Here is a 17,473-nt window from a genome sequence, read left to right as displayed (position 1 = left end):
CCCGCGCGCTGGCGGTCGGTCAGTTGTTCGGCTGGCCGATCGGGATCGAGTCACCGAGGTGGCCGGCGTCGTGTCCGTCGCCGCAGGCGCAGTCGTCACCGCAGCCGCCGCAACCGCCGGCGTAGGAGTCGTCGTCGGCGTCGCAGTCGAGGACTCCGCCGAACTTGGCCGCGAAGTCGTCGTCGAGGTCGTGTGTGAGCTCGTGGATCTCGTCGACCAGGTTGATCAGGTGCTGCGGCGCGAACGGATCCGCGTCCACGATTGTCGAGACCAGCAGGTGCTCGTCCTCGAGGGTGAAACGCAGACGCGGCCACTCGCTGGACAGCTCGACCAGCTGCTCGACGGCCTTCTCGCGGTCGGCGATGTCGGTGACGATCGAGGACCAGACGTGCAGCTGCGGGCCGTCCTCCGCGACGGTGACGTAGACGCCGAAGCCGTGGACCGGGATCGCGATGTCGCCGTCCTCGTCGGTCTCCGGTGCGCTCCCGAGCAGCTCGGTCAGCGTCCGCACGGACAGGCTGTGCAGCTGCGCCTGCTCCTCCGTGGCGATCGCGAAGGCGCCGTCGAGCTGGAGCGGCTGTTCGGTGGTGTCGTGCTCGGTCATGATTCCCCTGTCCGGCGCCGGCCGGATCTACGGTTCGGGCGCTGCAAAGTCGGTGGTCGGTAAGTGTCCACGATATCGCGGCGGACTCACGATCCTGTCCTGAGGACGTCCACCGAATGGGGCTCCTGTGACGATGCTCTCAGACACGTGCTGAGCGCAGACCGGCCTATCGGTACTGGCCTATTCGAGAACGACGACGATCAGGGGCGCATTCCGTCCTACTGGGAAGGTACTAGGCCTAGAGCCGATAAAATCCCCACCATGACCCCAGCTCTCCCGCGATCACTCGATGTTGCTCCTCCCGAGATCGTGGATCTTTTCGCGGGACCCGGTGGACTCGACGTCGCCGCGCATTGGCTGGGGGTGCCTGCGACAGGCGTCGAGTGGGACGCAAACGCTCATGCGACCAGACAGGCGGCAGGCCTTCGCACAAGATTCGGCGATGTGCGCAACTTCGGCCCTTCAGACTTTCCGGAGGCAACGATCCTCGCCGGTGGGCCGCCGTGTCAGACCTTCACTGTCGCGGGATCGGGGAGTGGACGCCGTGCTCTCGATCAAGTTCTCGCGTTCGTAAAGCGGATGGGCATCGGCGAGGACGTCCGAGCGGACGTCGCCGAGCTTGAGGACGAACGAACGGGCCTTGTGCTGGAGCCCCTCCGATGGGCTTTGGAAGCCAAGAAAGAGGAGAAGCCCTACGAGGCAATAGTCCTTGAACAGGTTCCGGCTGTCCTTCGTGTGTGGGAAGCCATTGGTGAGGTGCTCGAGTCGATCGACTACGAGGTCCACTGCGATATTTTGCGCACCGAGGAGTTCGGCGTACCGCAAACACGTCGCCGGGCCGTGCTGATCGCGCGGTACAAGAAGCCCGCGCGGTTGCCCGACCCGACTCACCGGAGGTACCGAAAGGATGTACCGCGGGAAGAGGGTCGGAAAGACCGCTTGCCGTGGGCAACGCTTGGTGAGGCCCTCGAACGACAGTCCTGGGAGTACGGCAACCGACCTTCGAGGCCGGAGCCATTCGTCGTGATCTCCAACTACGGTTCGGGCGGCGATCCCAAAGCGCGTGGAAGGCGGCATTCCTACCAGCCCGCGGCGACGGTAACTGGCAAAGTGTCACGCAACCGCCTTGTAACACCAGACAACGTCGAGCTTCCACGCTTCACCCACCAGGAAGCCGGACGCCTCCAGACGTTCCCGATCGACTACCCCTGGTCCGGAAAGGATCTCGCACAGCAGATCGGCAATGCGATTCCGCCTCGCCTCGGTACGCACGTTCTTGCCGCTGCTCTCGGGCGCACGCTCGATACTGAACTCCTTGATGCGACAGTGCGTGGCCCGTGGAACAAGCCGATCAAGTAGAAGCCACCCGCTAGACGGGGTTGCAGTCATCCGGATGCCGATGTCGTACGGCACCGCTTCCCAGTCAGTTCTTCTCCAAGGATTGAGATTTCGCCCCGATTTGTCGGTGGGTTGTGGCAATGTCTGAGGGCTCGGCGCCGATTGCCCGTTATGCCCGTAACGGTTTGCCCTCGATCGTCGACATTCCGCAGACGGCGCAGGTCGGGGGCGGCTGACGAGAACTGTGCGACCTAAGGGTGGGACGATGGCAAGGAAATGGGCTGGAGCTGAAGGCGGGCTGGCGGATCACGTGCGCAGCCAGACCGAACAGTGTCTGGCTGCCTACAGGGCAAAGCCGAACTTGATCGAGCAAGATGCGGGCATCGAGCTCTCGAATGTCGAGGGTGGATACGGGCGCAAGCAGCTGTACGAGTTGGTTCAGAATGCTGCCGATGCGATGGTGCAGACCCGTGGTCGCATCGCGTTGGTCCTCGCGAACGGGAACCTGTACTGCGCGAATGAGGGTGCGCCGCTGACGAGTTCGGGTATCGAGACGCTGATGGCGTCCCATATCTCGCGGAAGCGTGACGAGGAGATCGGCCGATTCGGGTTGGGCTTCAAGTCCGTGCTCGGGATCTCGGACACACCGGAGATCATCAGCCGTGACGTCTCGATCCGATTCGACCGAGGCGCCAGCGAAGAGATGGTGCGCAGCATCAATCAGGGTGTCCCGCGGACTCCGGTGCTGCGGATCGGGTTTCCGTTCGATCCGAGTGCCGAGGCCGAGTCGGATTCGGTGCTGAGCGAGTTGATGGAGTGGGCGACCACCATCGTTCGGCTGCCGTTGAAGGAAGAGATCGACTGGCTCGGGGAGAAGCTGCTCGAGTTTCCTGCCGAGTTCCTCTTATTCGCAGAACATGTCGACGGCCTCGATCTCCGAAACGACGACACTGCGATGGGCAAGTCGTGGCGTGCGGAGCGCGACGGTTCCCGCGTCACCCTCGTGGCCGACGGGAGCAGCGAGGTGTGGAACGTCTTCCGGGTCGCCCACCAGCCAAGCCCGGAAGCCCGCAAAGATGCGGGCGAGATTTCCGGTCGGGGGCGGATCGACCTGGCGTGGGCGGTGCCCCAGAAGGGCCGTACTCGGGTCGGTTCCTTCTGGTCATACTTCCCGACGAATTCGCGGACCAGTCTGGCCGGAATCGTCAACGCCCCGTTCAAGACCAACGAGGATCGGCACGACATCCTTGACGGGCTGTACAACCGTGAGATCCTGACCGGCGTTCTCCCGGATCTGGTCAGCTCCAATCTCTCTGAGCTCGTGGACGACCAGGACTCGGGTTCGATCCTGGATATCCTGCCGAGTCGCCACCGCGAGCGGCGTTCGTGGGCTGACGATTTGATCAATGACCCGATCATGAGGGCCGTGGCGCAGATTCCCTGCATTCCTGACATGGACGGACGGCTGACCCGGCCGAACAAGGTCAAGCTGCAGCCCGGGTTCCTGTCCGACTTCAGCTCGTGGAAGCCGCGCTGGGCAGCAGTCGATGGCCGGCCGTCGGATTGGGTTCATGGATCCGTCGATCGCACGGCGGAACGCCGTGCAAAGGCCGAGCGGCTGCTGGGATTCGCGGACGCGAAGCCCCGCGGTGTCGGGGAATGGCTCCACGACCTCGCTGCCAGCGCCGGCGTCGTCGGCTCTCAGGAGGCCGCGAAGCTCGCAGCGTTGATCGACGCGGAAGCAGCCGAGCACATGGTCGAGATGCGGAAGGGCGCTTTCGTTCTCGCGGCTGACGGGACGCTGAAGCTGCCGCGATCCGGTCTGATCTTCCTTCCCGAGACGGGGGACGAGACCGGGCCCGAGTACGTCCACCCCGCTGTCGCGGCTGACACCGAAGCGGCCGGGGCGCTGAAAAGCCTCGGAATCGGACGCCTCGACCAGCTCGGACGTCTGCGTGCTCAGGTCGCACGGATGCGTCAGGCGACTGTCACCGGACCGATGGTCGAGCAGCTGTGGAATCTCACTCGCGGACTGCCGATCAACGATGCGGCCAAGGCGCTCACTACTGGGTTTGGCCTCGCGGAGATCCCCGTGCGCACTCTCGCCCGACGCGTCGAGCAGCTCGGTCGTGTGCTGCTGCCGGGTGTGCTGGTTCCTGCCGATGGAAGTCGGGACGGCGCGCTCGCGATCGATACCGCGTTCCACGCGGCGGATATCGCGCTGCTGCGCCAACTGGGCGCCTCCTCTGAACCTCCGGTCGGGGTGCCCGACAAGGAGGAACAGTGGTTCGCGGACTGGGCGGAAGCCGCACGCTCGGCCTACATGGAGTGGCAGTCAGGGCGCGGCGTGAAGGTCACCGCGTCGAAGATCCGGATCTCGGCTGGCACGACCGTGTGCGGCCTCGACGTTGCGGCGCAGCTCAGTGAGGATGGGCGTGCGGCGCTGACGACGTATGTGCTCCGGACGTCGACGACGCCGTGGAGGCTCGACTCCACCAGCAGTGCGGACGGCTCCGTCATGTCCTTCGTGAACCCCGCGGTGTGGTGGTTGAAGCGACATGGTGTGCTCGAAACCGCGTACGGCCGTCGTTCGGTGACGGATACGGTCGCCTCAATCCCCGGGATTCCCAATGACCTGCTCCCGGTGGCGCGTGTCGCGCCAGAACACGCCAGTGCGCTCGAGCTTGCGGAGGACATCGACGCGCGTCGGTGGGCCCGTATCCTCGTGAACCCGTGGCGATTCCTCGACCAGGAGCACGTCAATCGACTTTATGGCTACGCGGCGGAAGCGGGTGCGCCCACCCCAGATGAGCTGGGAGTCACCCCTTCGTCCGGAGCGACCCTGGCGGCGGCGTCCGAAACGCACGTGACGTGCATCCCCGCCGACTACGACGCGTTGGTAGACAACGGATATCCTGCGGTTCTCGTCGAGAACGATCGGCATGTTCTGATGCTCATCGAGCGCTGGGGGTTGATCGACGCGGGTGCGGTGATCAGCCGGAAGGTTCTCACGGCGGCGTCGGGTGAGCCTGTCGCACTTGCGGACAAGTTCCCGGGTATCCGAGCCTTCATTCCCGCGGTCCCCGACGTCGATCTCGTTCCCTGCTCGGCGATCTCGGTCGAGCTTGGAACGGGGGACAGTGCTGGGGTCACCGTGACCGATCACGATCTTCTTCGGGACGGTGAGCGATGCGTCTACTTCCGTGACGACATGTCGGACGAGGTGCTGCTCGAGCATCTGGCTCGCGAGCTCCGGCTCTCCCTGTCTGCGGCAGATCAGGCGAAGGTTCATCAGATCGGGGTCCGGGGCGCCGCGAGCCAGCTCCGCCGGAAGGTTCAGGCGGAGAAGGACGAGAACCGCAAGTTCGTCATGCTCGCTGGCGTCGATGCGCTGGAGAAGGAGATTCCGGCCGGTGCCAAGGCGCTGGCGGAGCGCCGTCGCGGAAAGAAGCTGACACCCGACGAGATCGCGGGCATGGCCCGCGCCTCCCGCGGTGCTAGCTTGCTCAGTCGCCTCGCCCCAGCGATCGAGGAAAAGGGCGTCGTTCTTCCGAAGCTGTCGGGTGGCGTTCAGGCCTCCACCGCGGTCAAGGAGCTGGGGCTGTCGCCGGACTACGCGGGTGCCCGTGTCGCTGCACCGGCGGCTCGGTTCCAGGTGATCGGTCCGGTCGCGCTGCCGCCGCTGCACGACTATCAGGAACGGGTCGTGACGAACGTCCTGAAGCTGCTGCAGCCGGGTGGTAAGAACCGTGGGATCGTCGCGTTGCCAACGGGTTCGGGCAAGACGCGGGTGGCGGTCGAATCGCTGATCCGTTTCGTGAAGGAGTCTGAGACCGAGCCGCTCATCATCTGGATCGCCCAGTCCGAGGAACTGTGCGAGCAGGCCGTCGATACTTGGTCGTACACATGGTCGGCGCTGGCGCCTGCGGGTGCGCGTCTGACCATCAGTCGGCTCTGGGGAGCGAACGACGCCGCACCGGCAGAGGACGGCGCTCACCTGGTGGTGGCGACCGACGCCAAGCTGCTGTCGTTGGCGCGAAAGGGCCACCACGACTGGTTGACCAACGCGGAGGTTGTCCTGGTCGACGAGGCACATACCTCGATCAGCAAGACGTACACCGAGCTATTCAAGTGGCTCAAGCGTGGCGCCAAGGAACGCGACCGGGCGCTGCTCGGATTGTCGGCTAGCCCCTACCGCGGCCACAACGAGGAGCAGACCAAGGGTCTGATCAATCGCTACGACGCCAACCTCCTGACCGACGGCGTCTTCGACGGGGACCCGCACGAGGTGCTGCAGGAGATGGGGATTCTGGCGAGGGTCAAGCATCTCGAGCTCGACGGCATGACACTGACGCCAGGGAAGACGCGTAAGACGTCCGAGGCTGAGTCGATGCACCTCGACGACTACCGTATCGACCTCAATGCGGTCGCGGCAGACCACGACCGGAACAAGGGGATCCTCGATTCCCTGGAGAAGTTGCCGACCGACATGACGGCGCTCGTTTTCGCTGCCTCGGTCCAACATGCCCAGGTGCTCGCCGCGGTCCTGGCGAACGGGGGCATCCCGGCGGCGTCGATCGACGGCTACACGCCTGCCCCGGAGCGGCGGAGGTTGATCCAGAAGTTCCGGACGGGTGAGATTCGGGTCCTGACGAACTACAACGTGCTCTCGCAGGGCTTTGACGCCCCCAAGGTCGGCGCTGTCTACGTCGCGCGACCGACGTTCAGCCCCAACCGATATCAGCAGATGATTGGCCGTGGGCTGCGCGGCCCGGCGAACGGTGGCTCGGAGGAAGTGCTCATCGTGAACGTGAAAGACAACATCGATGCGTTCGGCACCCAGTTGGCGTTCCATCACTTCGATGGGCTGTGGAGGCGATAACAATGGCAGAACCGTTGGAACTGAACGACGAGCAGTGTGCTGTCGTCGAGGCTCCCATAGACGAGCGTCTCGTGGTGATCGCCGGTGCCGGCCAGGGCAAGACCGAGGTTGTCGCGGCACGGATCGGTTTCCTCGTCGAGGAAGAGCAGCTGTCGGCTTCGACTGAGGTGCTGGTACTGAGCTTCTCTCGAGCCGCGGTGTCAGCGGTGCGGACGCGTCTGGAACTGCGTGAGGTTGCCGCCGCGAACGTGCGCACCTTCGACTCGTTCGCCGGGCGGATTCTGCTCGACGCGGACATCGAGGCGACGGGTTCGTACGAGGCGCGGATCCGGCAGGCCACCAAGGTGCTCGCCGAATCCGACGAGGTTCCGTTCGAGGTCGAGGATCTCCGTCACATTGTGATGGACGAGGTGCAGGACCTCGTCGGCGACCGGGCGGATTTCGTGCTGGCACTCCTGCGTCGCCTCGAACCGGAAGTCGGCATCACCGCGCTGGGCGACCCGCTCCAGGGCATCTACGATTTCCAGCTGGGCGACTCAAGGAGTAAGACGTCCTCGCAGCAGGTCTTCGAGGCTTTGCGGTCGGAGTTCGGCGCGACAATGGTCGGGCTCGGTGAGAACTACCGTGCGCGGGGTGCCGATCCCCAGAAGGTTGTCGAGTTGGGCAACCAGCTTCGCGGTATGTCGGATGCGAGTGAGGCCGAAGACGCACTGGACGCGTTCGAGTCGAGTTTGCTCGAGCTGGGCGAGATCGAGGAATGGGCCGACATGCTGTCGGTCGACGGCTCCACTACGGCAGTCCTGTGCGCAACGAACGGCGAAGTGCTCAGAGTCTCGAAGTACCTCAACGAGAACGGTATTCGCCATGCAGTCCGGCGTCAGGCGCAGGACTTCGGTGCAGCAAAGTGGGTGGCGCAGGCTCTGGGCTCGCTGGACGGCACGGTCGTTCGACGGTCCGAGGTCGAAGAAGCTCTCGAGCGGATCCTCGGCGAGGAGCGTAGTGACGACGCTTGGTACCTCCTGAAGGCCGCGGAAGGAAACGCGAAGCAAACCGACGCCCTCAACGTGGCCCGAATCAGGTCGCTGGTCAAATCGGGCACCGTTCCGCTCACCTTGACCGAGCCAGACTCAAGCAACGTCATCGTCTCCACGGTTCACAGGGCCAAGGGCCTTGAGTTTGACAGGGTCTTCCTCGTCGACCGGGCGTTTTCGTGGGAGGACGAGGATCCCTGGGCAGTCGTCCGGGCGCGATACGTGGCGCTGAGCCGGGCGCGCGACCAGATCTTCCGGTGCGAGTTGCCGAAGACCTATGCGCTGTACCAGGACATGCACTGGTTGCCCGGTCGCATCCTGGAGCGGGTCAACAAGTGGAAGTCGACGAAGAAGCGCACCAAGGCCGTCGAATTCAAGTGCGGGGATGTCGAGGTCGACATTCCGGTCACGATCGCGAACGACGCGCACGTCGTGCAGACGAACCTCAACGCCCCAGATCTCGTGGGGGCACCGTTGGAAGCAGTTCTCGATACAGAGCAGTCGACGGAGGAGCTGCCCTCGTACGTTCTCAGCACGGAAGACGGACGCGCGGTTGGGCGCACGAGCGAGGCTTTCAACGAGTCGTTCGTCAAGGCGTTCAGCATGCGGGGCGGATCGTGGCCGGCGTCGTTGTCCGGGTTGTCGCTGGTTTCGGTCGAAACCGTTGCGGGCGATCCGAGGCGGTCCCAGGAACTGGATGTCAGTTTTTCCGGACTGTGGCTCGCGCCGCGAGTCATCGGTCTGGCACAACCTGATTGGTCGAACATGGAGGAGATTTCGTGAGTACGCGGGACACATCCCTGGACGAGAAGTACCGGTTCAGGACGGAGATGGTCGAGGAGCTGGCGCGCGACGTCATTGGTCCGGGCGGCGGTGAGCACGAGGTCATCTCGGAGGCGCCGCTCGACCGGTACATCATCGGTGCGCTCTGGCCGGTCGATGAGCGCCGGCAGGAGACTCCGGAGCCCGACGGGGCGGAGCCCGGCGACGCCGAGCCGACCGAGGACAGCCCGGTCGCGCAGGCGTTGATGCGGTACCCGTCGTCGGTGGGTCTGACCTTCTCGGTCCGGCTCGCCGACGCGAGCGAGATCACGATCGCGATCACGGGCGCGAGCTACAGCGCGGTTGCGGTCGAGGGCGGTGATGTGGAGACCAAGAAGAAGCGCTCCGACGATTGGCAGAGGGTTCCGCTGGCGCTCGATCCCGTCACGGTGTCCATCACGGAACCGGGGCTGTGCGGGCCGAAGGCGGGTGTCGTCGACGGTCTCGAGCTGTACGTGTACGTTCGGCCGCCGCGTGACGGCGTCTCGACGATCTCCGTCGCCTTGCGTAACACCAAGCCTGCGATCAAGGGTGAGCTCCGGGACGACAAGGCATGGTTCCAGGTCGGAATCGGCGTCTCGACCGCGGCGCCGGCGATCGTGGACCGGAGCAACCACGTGAATGTCGGGGACCCCGACCTGGACACGTCGGCTCTGTTGTATCGCAACAAGCGAACCTTCGCGATCGGTCACGGATGCGCAGCGGAGTGGGATACCGCATCTGTCGGTGAGGCCGTGGACCACGTCGCGACGACGTTCCTTCCCGCCTACGAGGTATCCCGGGCCAGGCCAGGTCTCCTCGACGAGTCCGTCAACCTGCGGATGTCGTTCTTGGCGAATGGTTCCGACGAAGAGGTCGTCGCCAGCCTGCGGGGCCTGGCGACGCGCTACCGTGCGTGGATCAAGCAGCTCGAGAGCGACCTGGCGTCCGGCGACGCGGATGTCCAAGACAAGTTGTTGGAGACGGCGCGTGGTCACGTCGAGGCTGCGGGCATTGCCGCAGACCGCATCGAGGCCGGCATCGACCTGCTGCGTGACGACCCGGTCAGCATGAGGGCGTTCCGACTCTCGAATCAGGCGATGCAGTTGCAGCGTGCCCGCCAGGACTGGGTCCGCAAGGGGGCCAAAGGGACGGTCGGTGACGGTGCCGAGGACCGGTGGTACCCGTTCCAGATCGCATACATCCTGCTGAACCTGCCGGGGCTGGCCGACCGGAATCATCCGGACCGGGATATCGCGGACCTGTTGTGGTTCCCGACCGGCGGTGGCAAGACCGAGGCATATCTGGGCTTGGTGGCGTTCTCGATCCTGCACCGCAGGCTGCAGGATCGAGAGGCGCAGGGCGTAGCGGTGATCATGCGGTACACCCTGCGGCTGCTGACGATTCAACAGTTCGAGCGGGCAACTATGCTCATGTGTTCGCTCGAGACTGTGCGGAAGGCCAACTCCGACATCGGCAAGCGATCGTTCTCCATCGGGCTGTGGGTTGGCGAGAACGGCACTCCCAACAAGATTGGCGACGCGAAGAAGGCGCTGCGAGAACTTGCGGCGGGACGTGAGCTTGAGAAGCAGAACCCGGTTCAGTTGACGCAGTGCCCGTGGTGCGGAACGGTACTCGACCACAAGAACTATGAGGTGCGCAAGCATCCCGAACCGCACTTGCACATCGGATGTAGCACCGCCGGCTGCGATTTCGCGGACGGACTGCCCGTACATGTGGTCGACGACGATATCTACCGGGAACGGCCCGAGTTGGTCCTGGGCACGGTCGACAAGTTCGCGAACATGGCGTGGAACGAAGACATAGGCAAGCTCTTTGCCCGAGATGGCAATGGGTATCCGCCGAACCTGATCATCCAGGACGAGCTGCACCTGATCTCCGGGCCGTTGGGTTCGATGGTGGGGCTGTACGAAACCGCCGTCGATGCAGCGTGTTCGGTGGATCCGCTCGCCGAGTCCGAAGTCCGAGGCCGGCCGAAGGTGATCGCCTCGACCGCGACGATCCGTCGGGCCGAAAAGCAGATCCGCTCGGTGTTCGCACGTACGGCGGCACAGTTCCCGCCGCCGGGTATCAACCCCGACGAGTCGTTCTTCGCCGAGCCCGCGCCGCGAGACACGCACGGCACCCGGCAGTACGTCGGAATCATGTCGCCGGCCACGAGCCACGCGACGCTGCTGGTGCGGGTGTATGCAGCGCTGCTGCAGGCGGCCAAGGACATCGACGGCGACGACGCCACACGTGATCCGTACTGGACGCTCCTCGGCTACTTCAACAGCCTTCGGGTGCTTGGAAGTGCCAACCTCCAGGTGGAGGGCGACGTCCGCGAGCGTCTCCGGGTGGTGTCGAACCGTAAGGACACGACGGCGCGTGAGCTGAAGCCGGCCAACGAGCTGACCAGTCGTGTCGCATCGTCCGAGATCCCGGAGCGGCTCAAGCGGATCGAAGCCACGTTAGCGGACGGCAAGCCGGACGATGTCGTGTTGGCGACCAACATGATCTCGGTCGGTGTCGACATCGACCGCCTGGGGTTGATGACCGTGATGGGGCAGCCTCAGTCCAGTTCCGAGTACATCCAGGCGACCAGCCGCGTCGGGCGTAAGTTCCCGGGATTGGTTGTAACGATCTTCAATTCGGCGCGTTCTCGCGATCGCTCGCACTACGAGAGCTTCGTTCCGTACCACCAGGCCCTGTATCGGGCGGTGGAGGCGACGAGTGCGACGCCGTTCGCGGCGCGTGCCCGGGACCGTGGCCTGCACGGTGTGCTGGTTTCGCTGGCGCGGCTGTTGGTTCCGGGGCTCGCGCCGGACACTGCGGCATACCTTGCCGACGACAACTGGGACGACCTCCGCAAGATCGCCGACCTCCTCACGCGCCGAGCCAAGACCGTGCTCGAGGATCGGAAGAAGCCCGAGAACGAGGAAGCCGCCGAAGAACTGGTTGCCACGGTCAAGCAAGTCGACGATCTGTTGAATGTCTGGTCTGAGGCAGGTGAGGCGAAGCCGAACATGCGCTACCAGAACGTTCGAAATCTCGACGCCGCGCTGCTCGTCGACCCCGCGGCAGCCCTGATCAACGATCACATCGAGTACTCCCAGAGCGAGGCTCCCTGGCCGACGATGCGCAGCATGCGCGAAGTCGATGCGGAAAGCGGCCTGTACCAGATTGCGATGAAGAGGAAGTAATGACGACTGGAGCGAAGGCCCGCAGGGGTCAACTTCTCAGCACGTACGGGATCGGTGGGCTCTTTCCGTCGGAGACGACGAGCTACATGATCGTCGGTTTGGACGAGTGGAACGAGAACCGCGCACGTCCCGTGAGTGAGCCCCGGCTTGCCCGGTCGTTGCGGGTCAGCGACCTCAAGACGCCACCCGCCGGCACGGCACGGGACGTACCGGTGATCCGGTTCCCGCTGACGCAGGTGTGTCCGTCCTGTCGCCGGATCGGGTCGCTGCCCGACCTGGCCAAGGACTGGAACGTCGCGAAGTGTGCGCAGTGCAAGGACAAGGCGCTCCTGACGCCGTTCCGTCTCATCACGGCCTGCTCGAAGGGCCACATCGACGAGTTCCCCTATTTCCGGTGGCTGCACAAGGGGACGGTTTCGGCCGACGGTGCGAAGCACGAGATGACGATGACGTCGCTCGGTCGGACGTCGTCGCTCGCCGACCTCGTGCTCAAGTGCACGTGTGGGGTGAAGCCGAAGTCGCTGGACGGAACCTTCGGCCCGAAGGCGCTCGCCGAGTTCGGGACGTGCAGCGGTGCACGGCCCTGGCTCGGTGGGGAGGCACGGCAGGATTGCTCGGAGATTCCTCGTGTCCTGCAGCGTGGTGCGTCGAACGTGTGGTTCCCCGCAGTGCGGTCCGCGATCTCGATCCCGCCTTACTCGGAGGCATTGGCGAAGTTCGTCGACAAGCACTGGATCTCGCTGGAAGACCCGGACGCCGTGACACCGAGGCTGATCGAAAACATCGCGAAGTCGTCCAACGGTAAGCACTCGGCGGAGGAAATCACCGCGGAACTCGAGCGCCGGCGGAGTGAGGAGAAGGACGCGGACTTCAGTGAATCCGCATTGCGGCGTGACGAGTTCAGCGCGCTCATGTCAGGTCGGGAAGAAAACGGCATCGACTCCGATTTCGTGTGCCTGCCGATGCGGCTGGATTCGTCGCTGCCGAAGCTGGTCACAGACGTGCGCAAGGTGACACGTCTGCGTGAGGTGCGGGCGCTATATGGATTCTCCCGCCTTGACGGTGTGACAGAGCTCGGCGCCGAGGGGCTGTGCGACCTGTCCCGCACTCGCCAGCACTGGCTGCCGGCGATCGAGGTCATCGGCGAAGGCGTGTTCGTCGCGCTAGACCGCGGTGAGCTCACGAACTGGTCCAAGAAGCCGTTTGCCCAGCGTCGCCGCAAACTGCTTCAGTCGGCCGCCGACCGGCGCGCCGCGGAGTTCGGTCGTCCGGCGCCGCGTATCGACATCGTGGAGGTGGCCGTGCACACCCTCGCTCATGTCCTCATCGATCAGTTGTCGCTGGACGCGGGCTACCCGGCGGCATCACTGCGTGAGCGTCTCTATGTCGACGACGACATGGCCGGCATTCTCGTGTACACGGCGAGCTCGGACTCGGCGGGCAGCCTCGGCGGCGTTGCCTCGCAGGCTGCGAAGGACAGCTTCGCGACGGTGCTGAGCGAAGGGTTGAGCCGCCTGGCCTGGTGCTCGTGTGACCCGGTGTGCATCGAGTCGACGGCGTCGGGAACGGATGCGCTTAACCTGGCAGCCTGCCATGCCTGCGTGCTGGTGCCCGAGACCTCGTGCGAGCTGAACAACACCCTCCTCGACCGTGCTTTGCTGTTCGGCACTCATGAGGAGGGCGAAGAGTTCGAGGGTCTGTTCAGCACGTTCGTCGCTGCGGTCTGACCCACAGGGTGACGGGGCGGAGCAGCACCGTCCCGTCACCCACCACTGGGGGAGCGGGCCCACCCCTTGCCCGGGGCAGCCCTCGGGCACGCGTAATGCAGGGGCACTGGCTCGGCACGGCTGGCTGGCCGCGCATCCACGCCATCAATTCGTGGGACCTGATCGCCACCCCCGGGTGACGACCTCCGGGACATTCTTCGAGATCGGCGTACTCGTCGTTGTGTTGCTCCTGCTGAATCGACTCGATTGCTGGGACGATTGGTCAGGACTGCCAGCGGAAACCAGGATGGCGAGCCTGTCGGTAGGCGAGGGTAATGTCTGAGGGCTGTCAATCAGGAGGTTCGTTCGTGCAGCTTGAAGAGTTGAAAACCGGTCTGCGGATCGACGGTCTGATCCCCGCCGAGGTGATCACAGTCATCGCCGCGCAGTGGCACGGCACGGACGCACTCGAGCTAACCTACAAGAACGCCTCGGGTGGGCTTGGCCAGCAGGTTGTGTTCCGAAAGGACCAGGACAACCTGAGCGTCGCCCAGAGCGGCAGCCGCGCGTTCGACGCCGCTGCCAGCGACTTCAAACTCGTCGCCGAGGCCCAGCGCATCTCGCTCGCCGGCCTGTTCGACCCGATGCTCGCCGTCGCCACCAGCGACGTGCAACCGCTGCCGCACCAGATCCGCGCGGTGTACGGCGAGCTCCTGCCCCGGACCCCGCTCCGGTTCCTCCTCGCCGACGACCCCGGCGCCGGCAAGACGATCATGGCTGGTCTCTACATCAAGGAGCTCTTGCTCCGCGACGATGTCAAGCAGTGCTTGATCATTGCTCCCGGCGGCTTGGTCGAGCAGTGGCAGGACGAGCTCTTCTTCAAGTTCGGGCTCCGGTTCGACCTTCTGACCAACCAGCTCATCGATGCCCAGGCGAACTTCAACGTCTTCGAGGCCAACCCGCTGCTAATCGCGCGTATGGACCAACTCTCCCGCAACGAGCAGCTCCAAGCCCAGCTCAAGGAAACCGAGTGGGACCTGATCATCGTCGACGAGGCCCACCGGATGGGGGCACATTATTTCGGTGGCGAGCTACGGAAGACCAAACGATTCCTGCTCGGAGAGATCCTCGGCAAGATCACACGCCACCTGCTCCTGATGACCGCGACCCCTCACTCGGGCAAGGAGGAAGACTTCCAGCTCTTCCTAACCCTGCTCGACCGCGACCGGTTCGAAGGCAAGCAGAAGAAGAGCGCCGATGTCAGCGGCATCATGCGCCGCATGGTCAAAGAAGACCTCCTGACCTTCGAGGGCAAGAAACTCTTCCCCGAACGCATCGCCGAGACGGTCCCGTACGAACTGACCGCCCTCGAGTACGACCTATATGAGCAGGTCACCCACTACGTCCGCGAGGGGATGAACCGCGCCGAGCGAATCGGCGGCAAGCGCAAGAACACCGTCGGCTTCGCGCTCACCGTCCTCCAGCGCCGCCTCGCGTCCAGCCCGGAAGCGATCTACAAGAGCCTCCTTCGACGCGCCGAACGGCTCGAACGCAAGAAGCTCGAGATCCAGAACGGCACCTACCGCGACAGCGAACCGATCGTCGACATCAGCAATGTCGACGAGGACGAATTCAACGCCGAGGAGCTGGAGCAGATGGAGGAAGAGCTCCTCGACGCGGCGACCGCCGCCCAGACGGTCGAGGAGCTCAACGCAGAACTAACGGAGCTCGGCGACCTGATCAAGACCGCACGACTCGTCCGCGAAGCCGGCACCGACCGCAAGTGGACCGAACTGTCGAACATCCTCCAGGACAACGCGCTCACCACCGACAGGAACGGCTGGCCGCGGAAGTTCATCATCTTCACCGAGCACCGCGACACCCTCGACTACCTCCAGAGCAAGATCGGCTCCCTTCTCGGCAAGCCCGACGCAGTCCGCGCCATCCACGGTGGCGTACGCCGCACCGAGCGTCGCCAGATCACCGAGGAGTTCACCAAGAACCGCGACTGTCAGATCCTGCTCGCCACCGACGCCGCCGGCGAAGGCCTCAACCTCCAGGCCGCGCACCTGATGGTCAACTACGACCTTCCCTGGAACCCGAACCGCATCGAACAGCGCTTCGGCCGCGTCCACCGAATCGGCCAGGAGGAGGTGTGTCGGCTCTGGAACCTCGTCGCCTCGAACACTCGTGAGGGAGAGGTCTTCACCCGCCTGCTGGAGAAGCTCGACCAGATGAGGAAGACCTACGGCGGCAAGGTCTTCGACGTCCTCGGCGAGGCCTTCACCGACACCCCGCTGCGTAACCTGCTGCTGGAGGCCATCCAGTACGGCGAGCGGGACGACGTGAAAGCCAAGATGCATGAGGTCATCGATGCCTCTGTCGGGGATGGACTCAAGGACCTGCTCGATGAGCGAGCACTTGCCTCCGAGCACCTCGCCGATACTGACCTCCACGCCCTGCGGGCAGCGATGGACGAGGCACGCGCGCGCCGGCTGCAGCCGCACTACATCGAGCTCGCTTTCAAGGCCGCGTTCACCAAGCTCGGCGGTCGCATCGTCAAGCGCGAAAAGGGGCGCTACGAGATCGCGAACGTTCCACAACACATCCGCTCTGCCGGCAGTGGACCGATCGCGACGAAGTACGACCGTGTGACATTCGATATCGGCCACGTCCAGCCCGGGAGTCTGACCCGCGCCGATCTTCTGGCGCCCGGCCACCCGTTGCACGATGCGGTCATGGGCGAGGCGATCCGCAATTTCGGCGGCGTCCTAAACCAGGGCACGATCCTCTGCTCCTCGACCCTCGAGGAGCCTCAGCTGCTAGTCGGTGTCATCGAAGAGATCGCAGACGCTACCGGTGAGTCGGTCGCGCGGCGATTCGGCTACGCCTACGTCGACCACTTCGGCACCGTCAGCCCCGCGGGACCTGCGCCTTACCTCGATTGCGTAGCCGCACCCGCCGGGCCAGCCGTTGACGCTGCCCGGAGCCTGGCCTGGCTTGGCGACGCCGAGGACAAGGCGATGAGTTGGATCATCGCCAACCAGCTTCCGGAGTACCTCGACGAGGTCCAGCCGCGACGGCTTGCGGAACTCGAGAAGGCCCGTGACCTCGTTACCAAGCGGCTTAGCTCCGAGAGTGAACGTCTCCTACTCGACGCCGCAGTGGCATCGGAGAAGGAGCAGAAGGGCGAGAAGCTCAAGGAATCCTCCGACAGCCTCAACCGCAAGGCCGTCGAGCTTGACGATCGCCTCCGCAAGCGCCTGGCCTTGCTCGACCAGCAGCAGCTCATGTCGACTAAGCCTCCGCACATCGTCACGGCCGCACTGGTACTTCCGGTCGGGATGCTGGAAGGCGAGATCCCAGCCACCGCGCCCATTCACGCCAAGGAGACCAAGGAAGTCGAGCGCCGTGGTGTCGATCTTGTGCTGGCACGCGAGCGCGAGCTGGGTCGCAAACCGGTCGAGCAGGCATTCAACAACAAGGGCTTCGACATCCTGTCCACTGACGCCAACGGCGACACCTACCGGATTGAGGTCAAAGCACGCATCGAGGGCGCCCAGGACTTCTTCGTCACCCACAACGAAGTCATGACGGGCAAGAACGCCGTTCCGCGATATCGCCTCGCGCTGGTCAAGGTCGACCCTCGCAGTCCGCAGTTCGACGAGGTCAGGTACCTCGGCGATCCCTTCGCCACAACCGATCTCGGCAACTTCGAGGCCACCGGCATCCGCGGCGACTGGGCCAAGACTTGGGCGAAGGGCACGTCGCCGTTCTGATGCTCTCGGGCCCCACGGATCACTCGCGTTCGACGCGGTTGGGCCCACCGGTAAGTTCATGTCCAAATCACGTGCCGCATCGGCGGCGAGGTTTGCCCGTCACCTCGGGCACGGAAGGTTGAGGAACTA

At 64.5% G+C, this 17,473-nt stretch carries 7 protein-coding genes; 6 read left to right on the top strand and 1 reads right to left on the bottom strand.

Annotated elements, in window-relative coordinates:
* Positions 1-19 precede the first annotated feature (19 nt).
* Positions 20-604 carry a T3SS (YopN, CesT) and YbjN peptide-binding chaperone 1 gene (locus tag J2X34_RS14810; RefSeq protein ID WP_429518051.1) on the bottom strand — a complete coding sequence of 195 codons (585 nt, stop codon included), beginning with the start codon at positions 602-604 and terminating at the stop codon, positions 20-22.
* A gap of 261 nt (positions 605-865) precedes the next feature.
* Here J2X34_RS14810 and J2X34_RS14805 point away from each other — a divergent pair, with 261 nt between their 5' ends.
* The 6 genes from J2X34_RS14805 (at position 866) to J2X34_RS14780 (ending at position 17,344) form a co-directional block, all read left to right on the top strand.
* Positions 866-1,963 (top strand): DNA cytosine methyltransferase, encoded by a 1,098-nt coding sequence (locus tag J2X34_RS14805; RefSeq protein ID WP_114722321.1) that lies wholly within the window; start codon positions 866-868, stop codon positions 1,961-1,963.
* 340 nt (positions 1,964-2,303) lie between these two features.
* A complete protein-coding gene (locus tag J2X34_RS14800) occupies positions 2,304-6,824 on the top strand; it encodes a sacsin N-terminal ATP-binding-like domain-containing protein (RefSeq protein WP_429518049.1) in 4,521 nt (1,506 codons plus the stop codon).
* A gap of 2 nt (positions 6,825-6,826) precedes the next feature.
* Entirely contained in the window at positions 6,827-8,638 is a 1,812-nt protein-coding gene (locus tag J2X34_RS14795; RefSeq protein ID WP_429518047.1) for a UvrD-helicase domain-containing protein, read from the top strand.
* Positions 8,635-11,859: a helicase-related protein gene (locus tag J2X34_RS14790; protein WP_429518045.1), complete on the top strand. Its 3,225-nt coding sequence runs from the start codon at positions 8,635-8,637 to the stop codon at positions 11,857-11,859. The genes J2X34_RS14795 and J2X34_RS14790 overlap by 4 nt, the downstream gene beginning before the upstream one ends.
* Positions 11,859-13,586, top strand: coding sequence for a DrmB family protein (drmB, locus tag J2X34_RS14785; protein WP_429518043.1), 1,728 nt, complete (start codon positions 11,859-11,861; stop codon positions 13,584-13,586). The genes J2X34_RS14790 and drmB overlap by 1 nt, the downstream gene beginning before the upstream one ends.
* A 347-nt stretch (positions 13,587-13,933) precedes the next feature.
* Positions 13,934-17,344 (top strand): helicase-related protein, encoded by a 3,411-nt coding sequence (locus J2X34_RS14780; protein WP_429518041.1) that lies wholly within the window; start codon positions 13,934-13,936, stop codon positions 17,342-17,344.
* The last annotated feature ends 129 nt before the right edge of the window (positions 17,345-17,473 follow it).

It is taken from the genome of Rhodococcus sp. BE178, assembly GCF_050433545.1.
Taxonomy (GTDB): Bacteria; Actinomycetota; Actinomycetes; order Mycobacteriales; family Mycobacteriaceae; genus Prescottella.
Note: the sequence above shows the minus strand (reverse complement) of the source record. Positions and strands in the feature narration are given on the sequence as shown.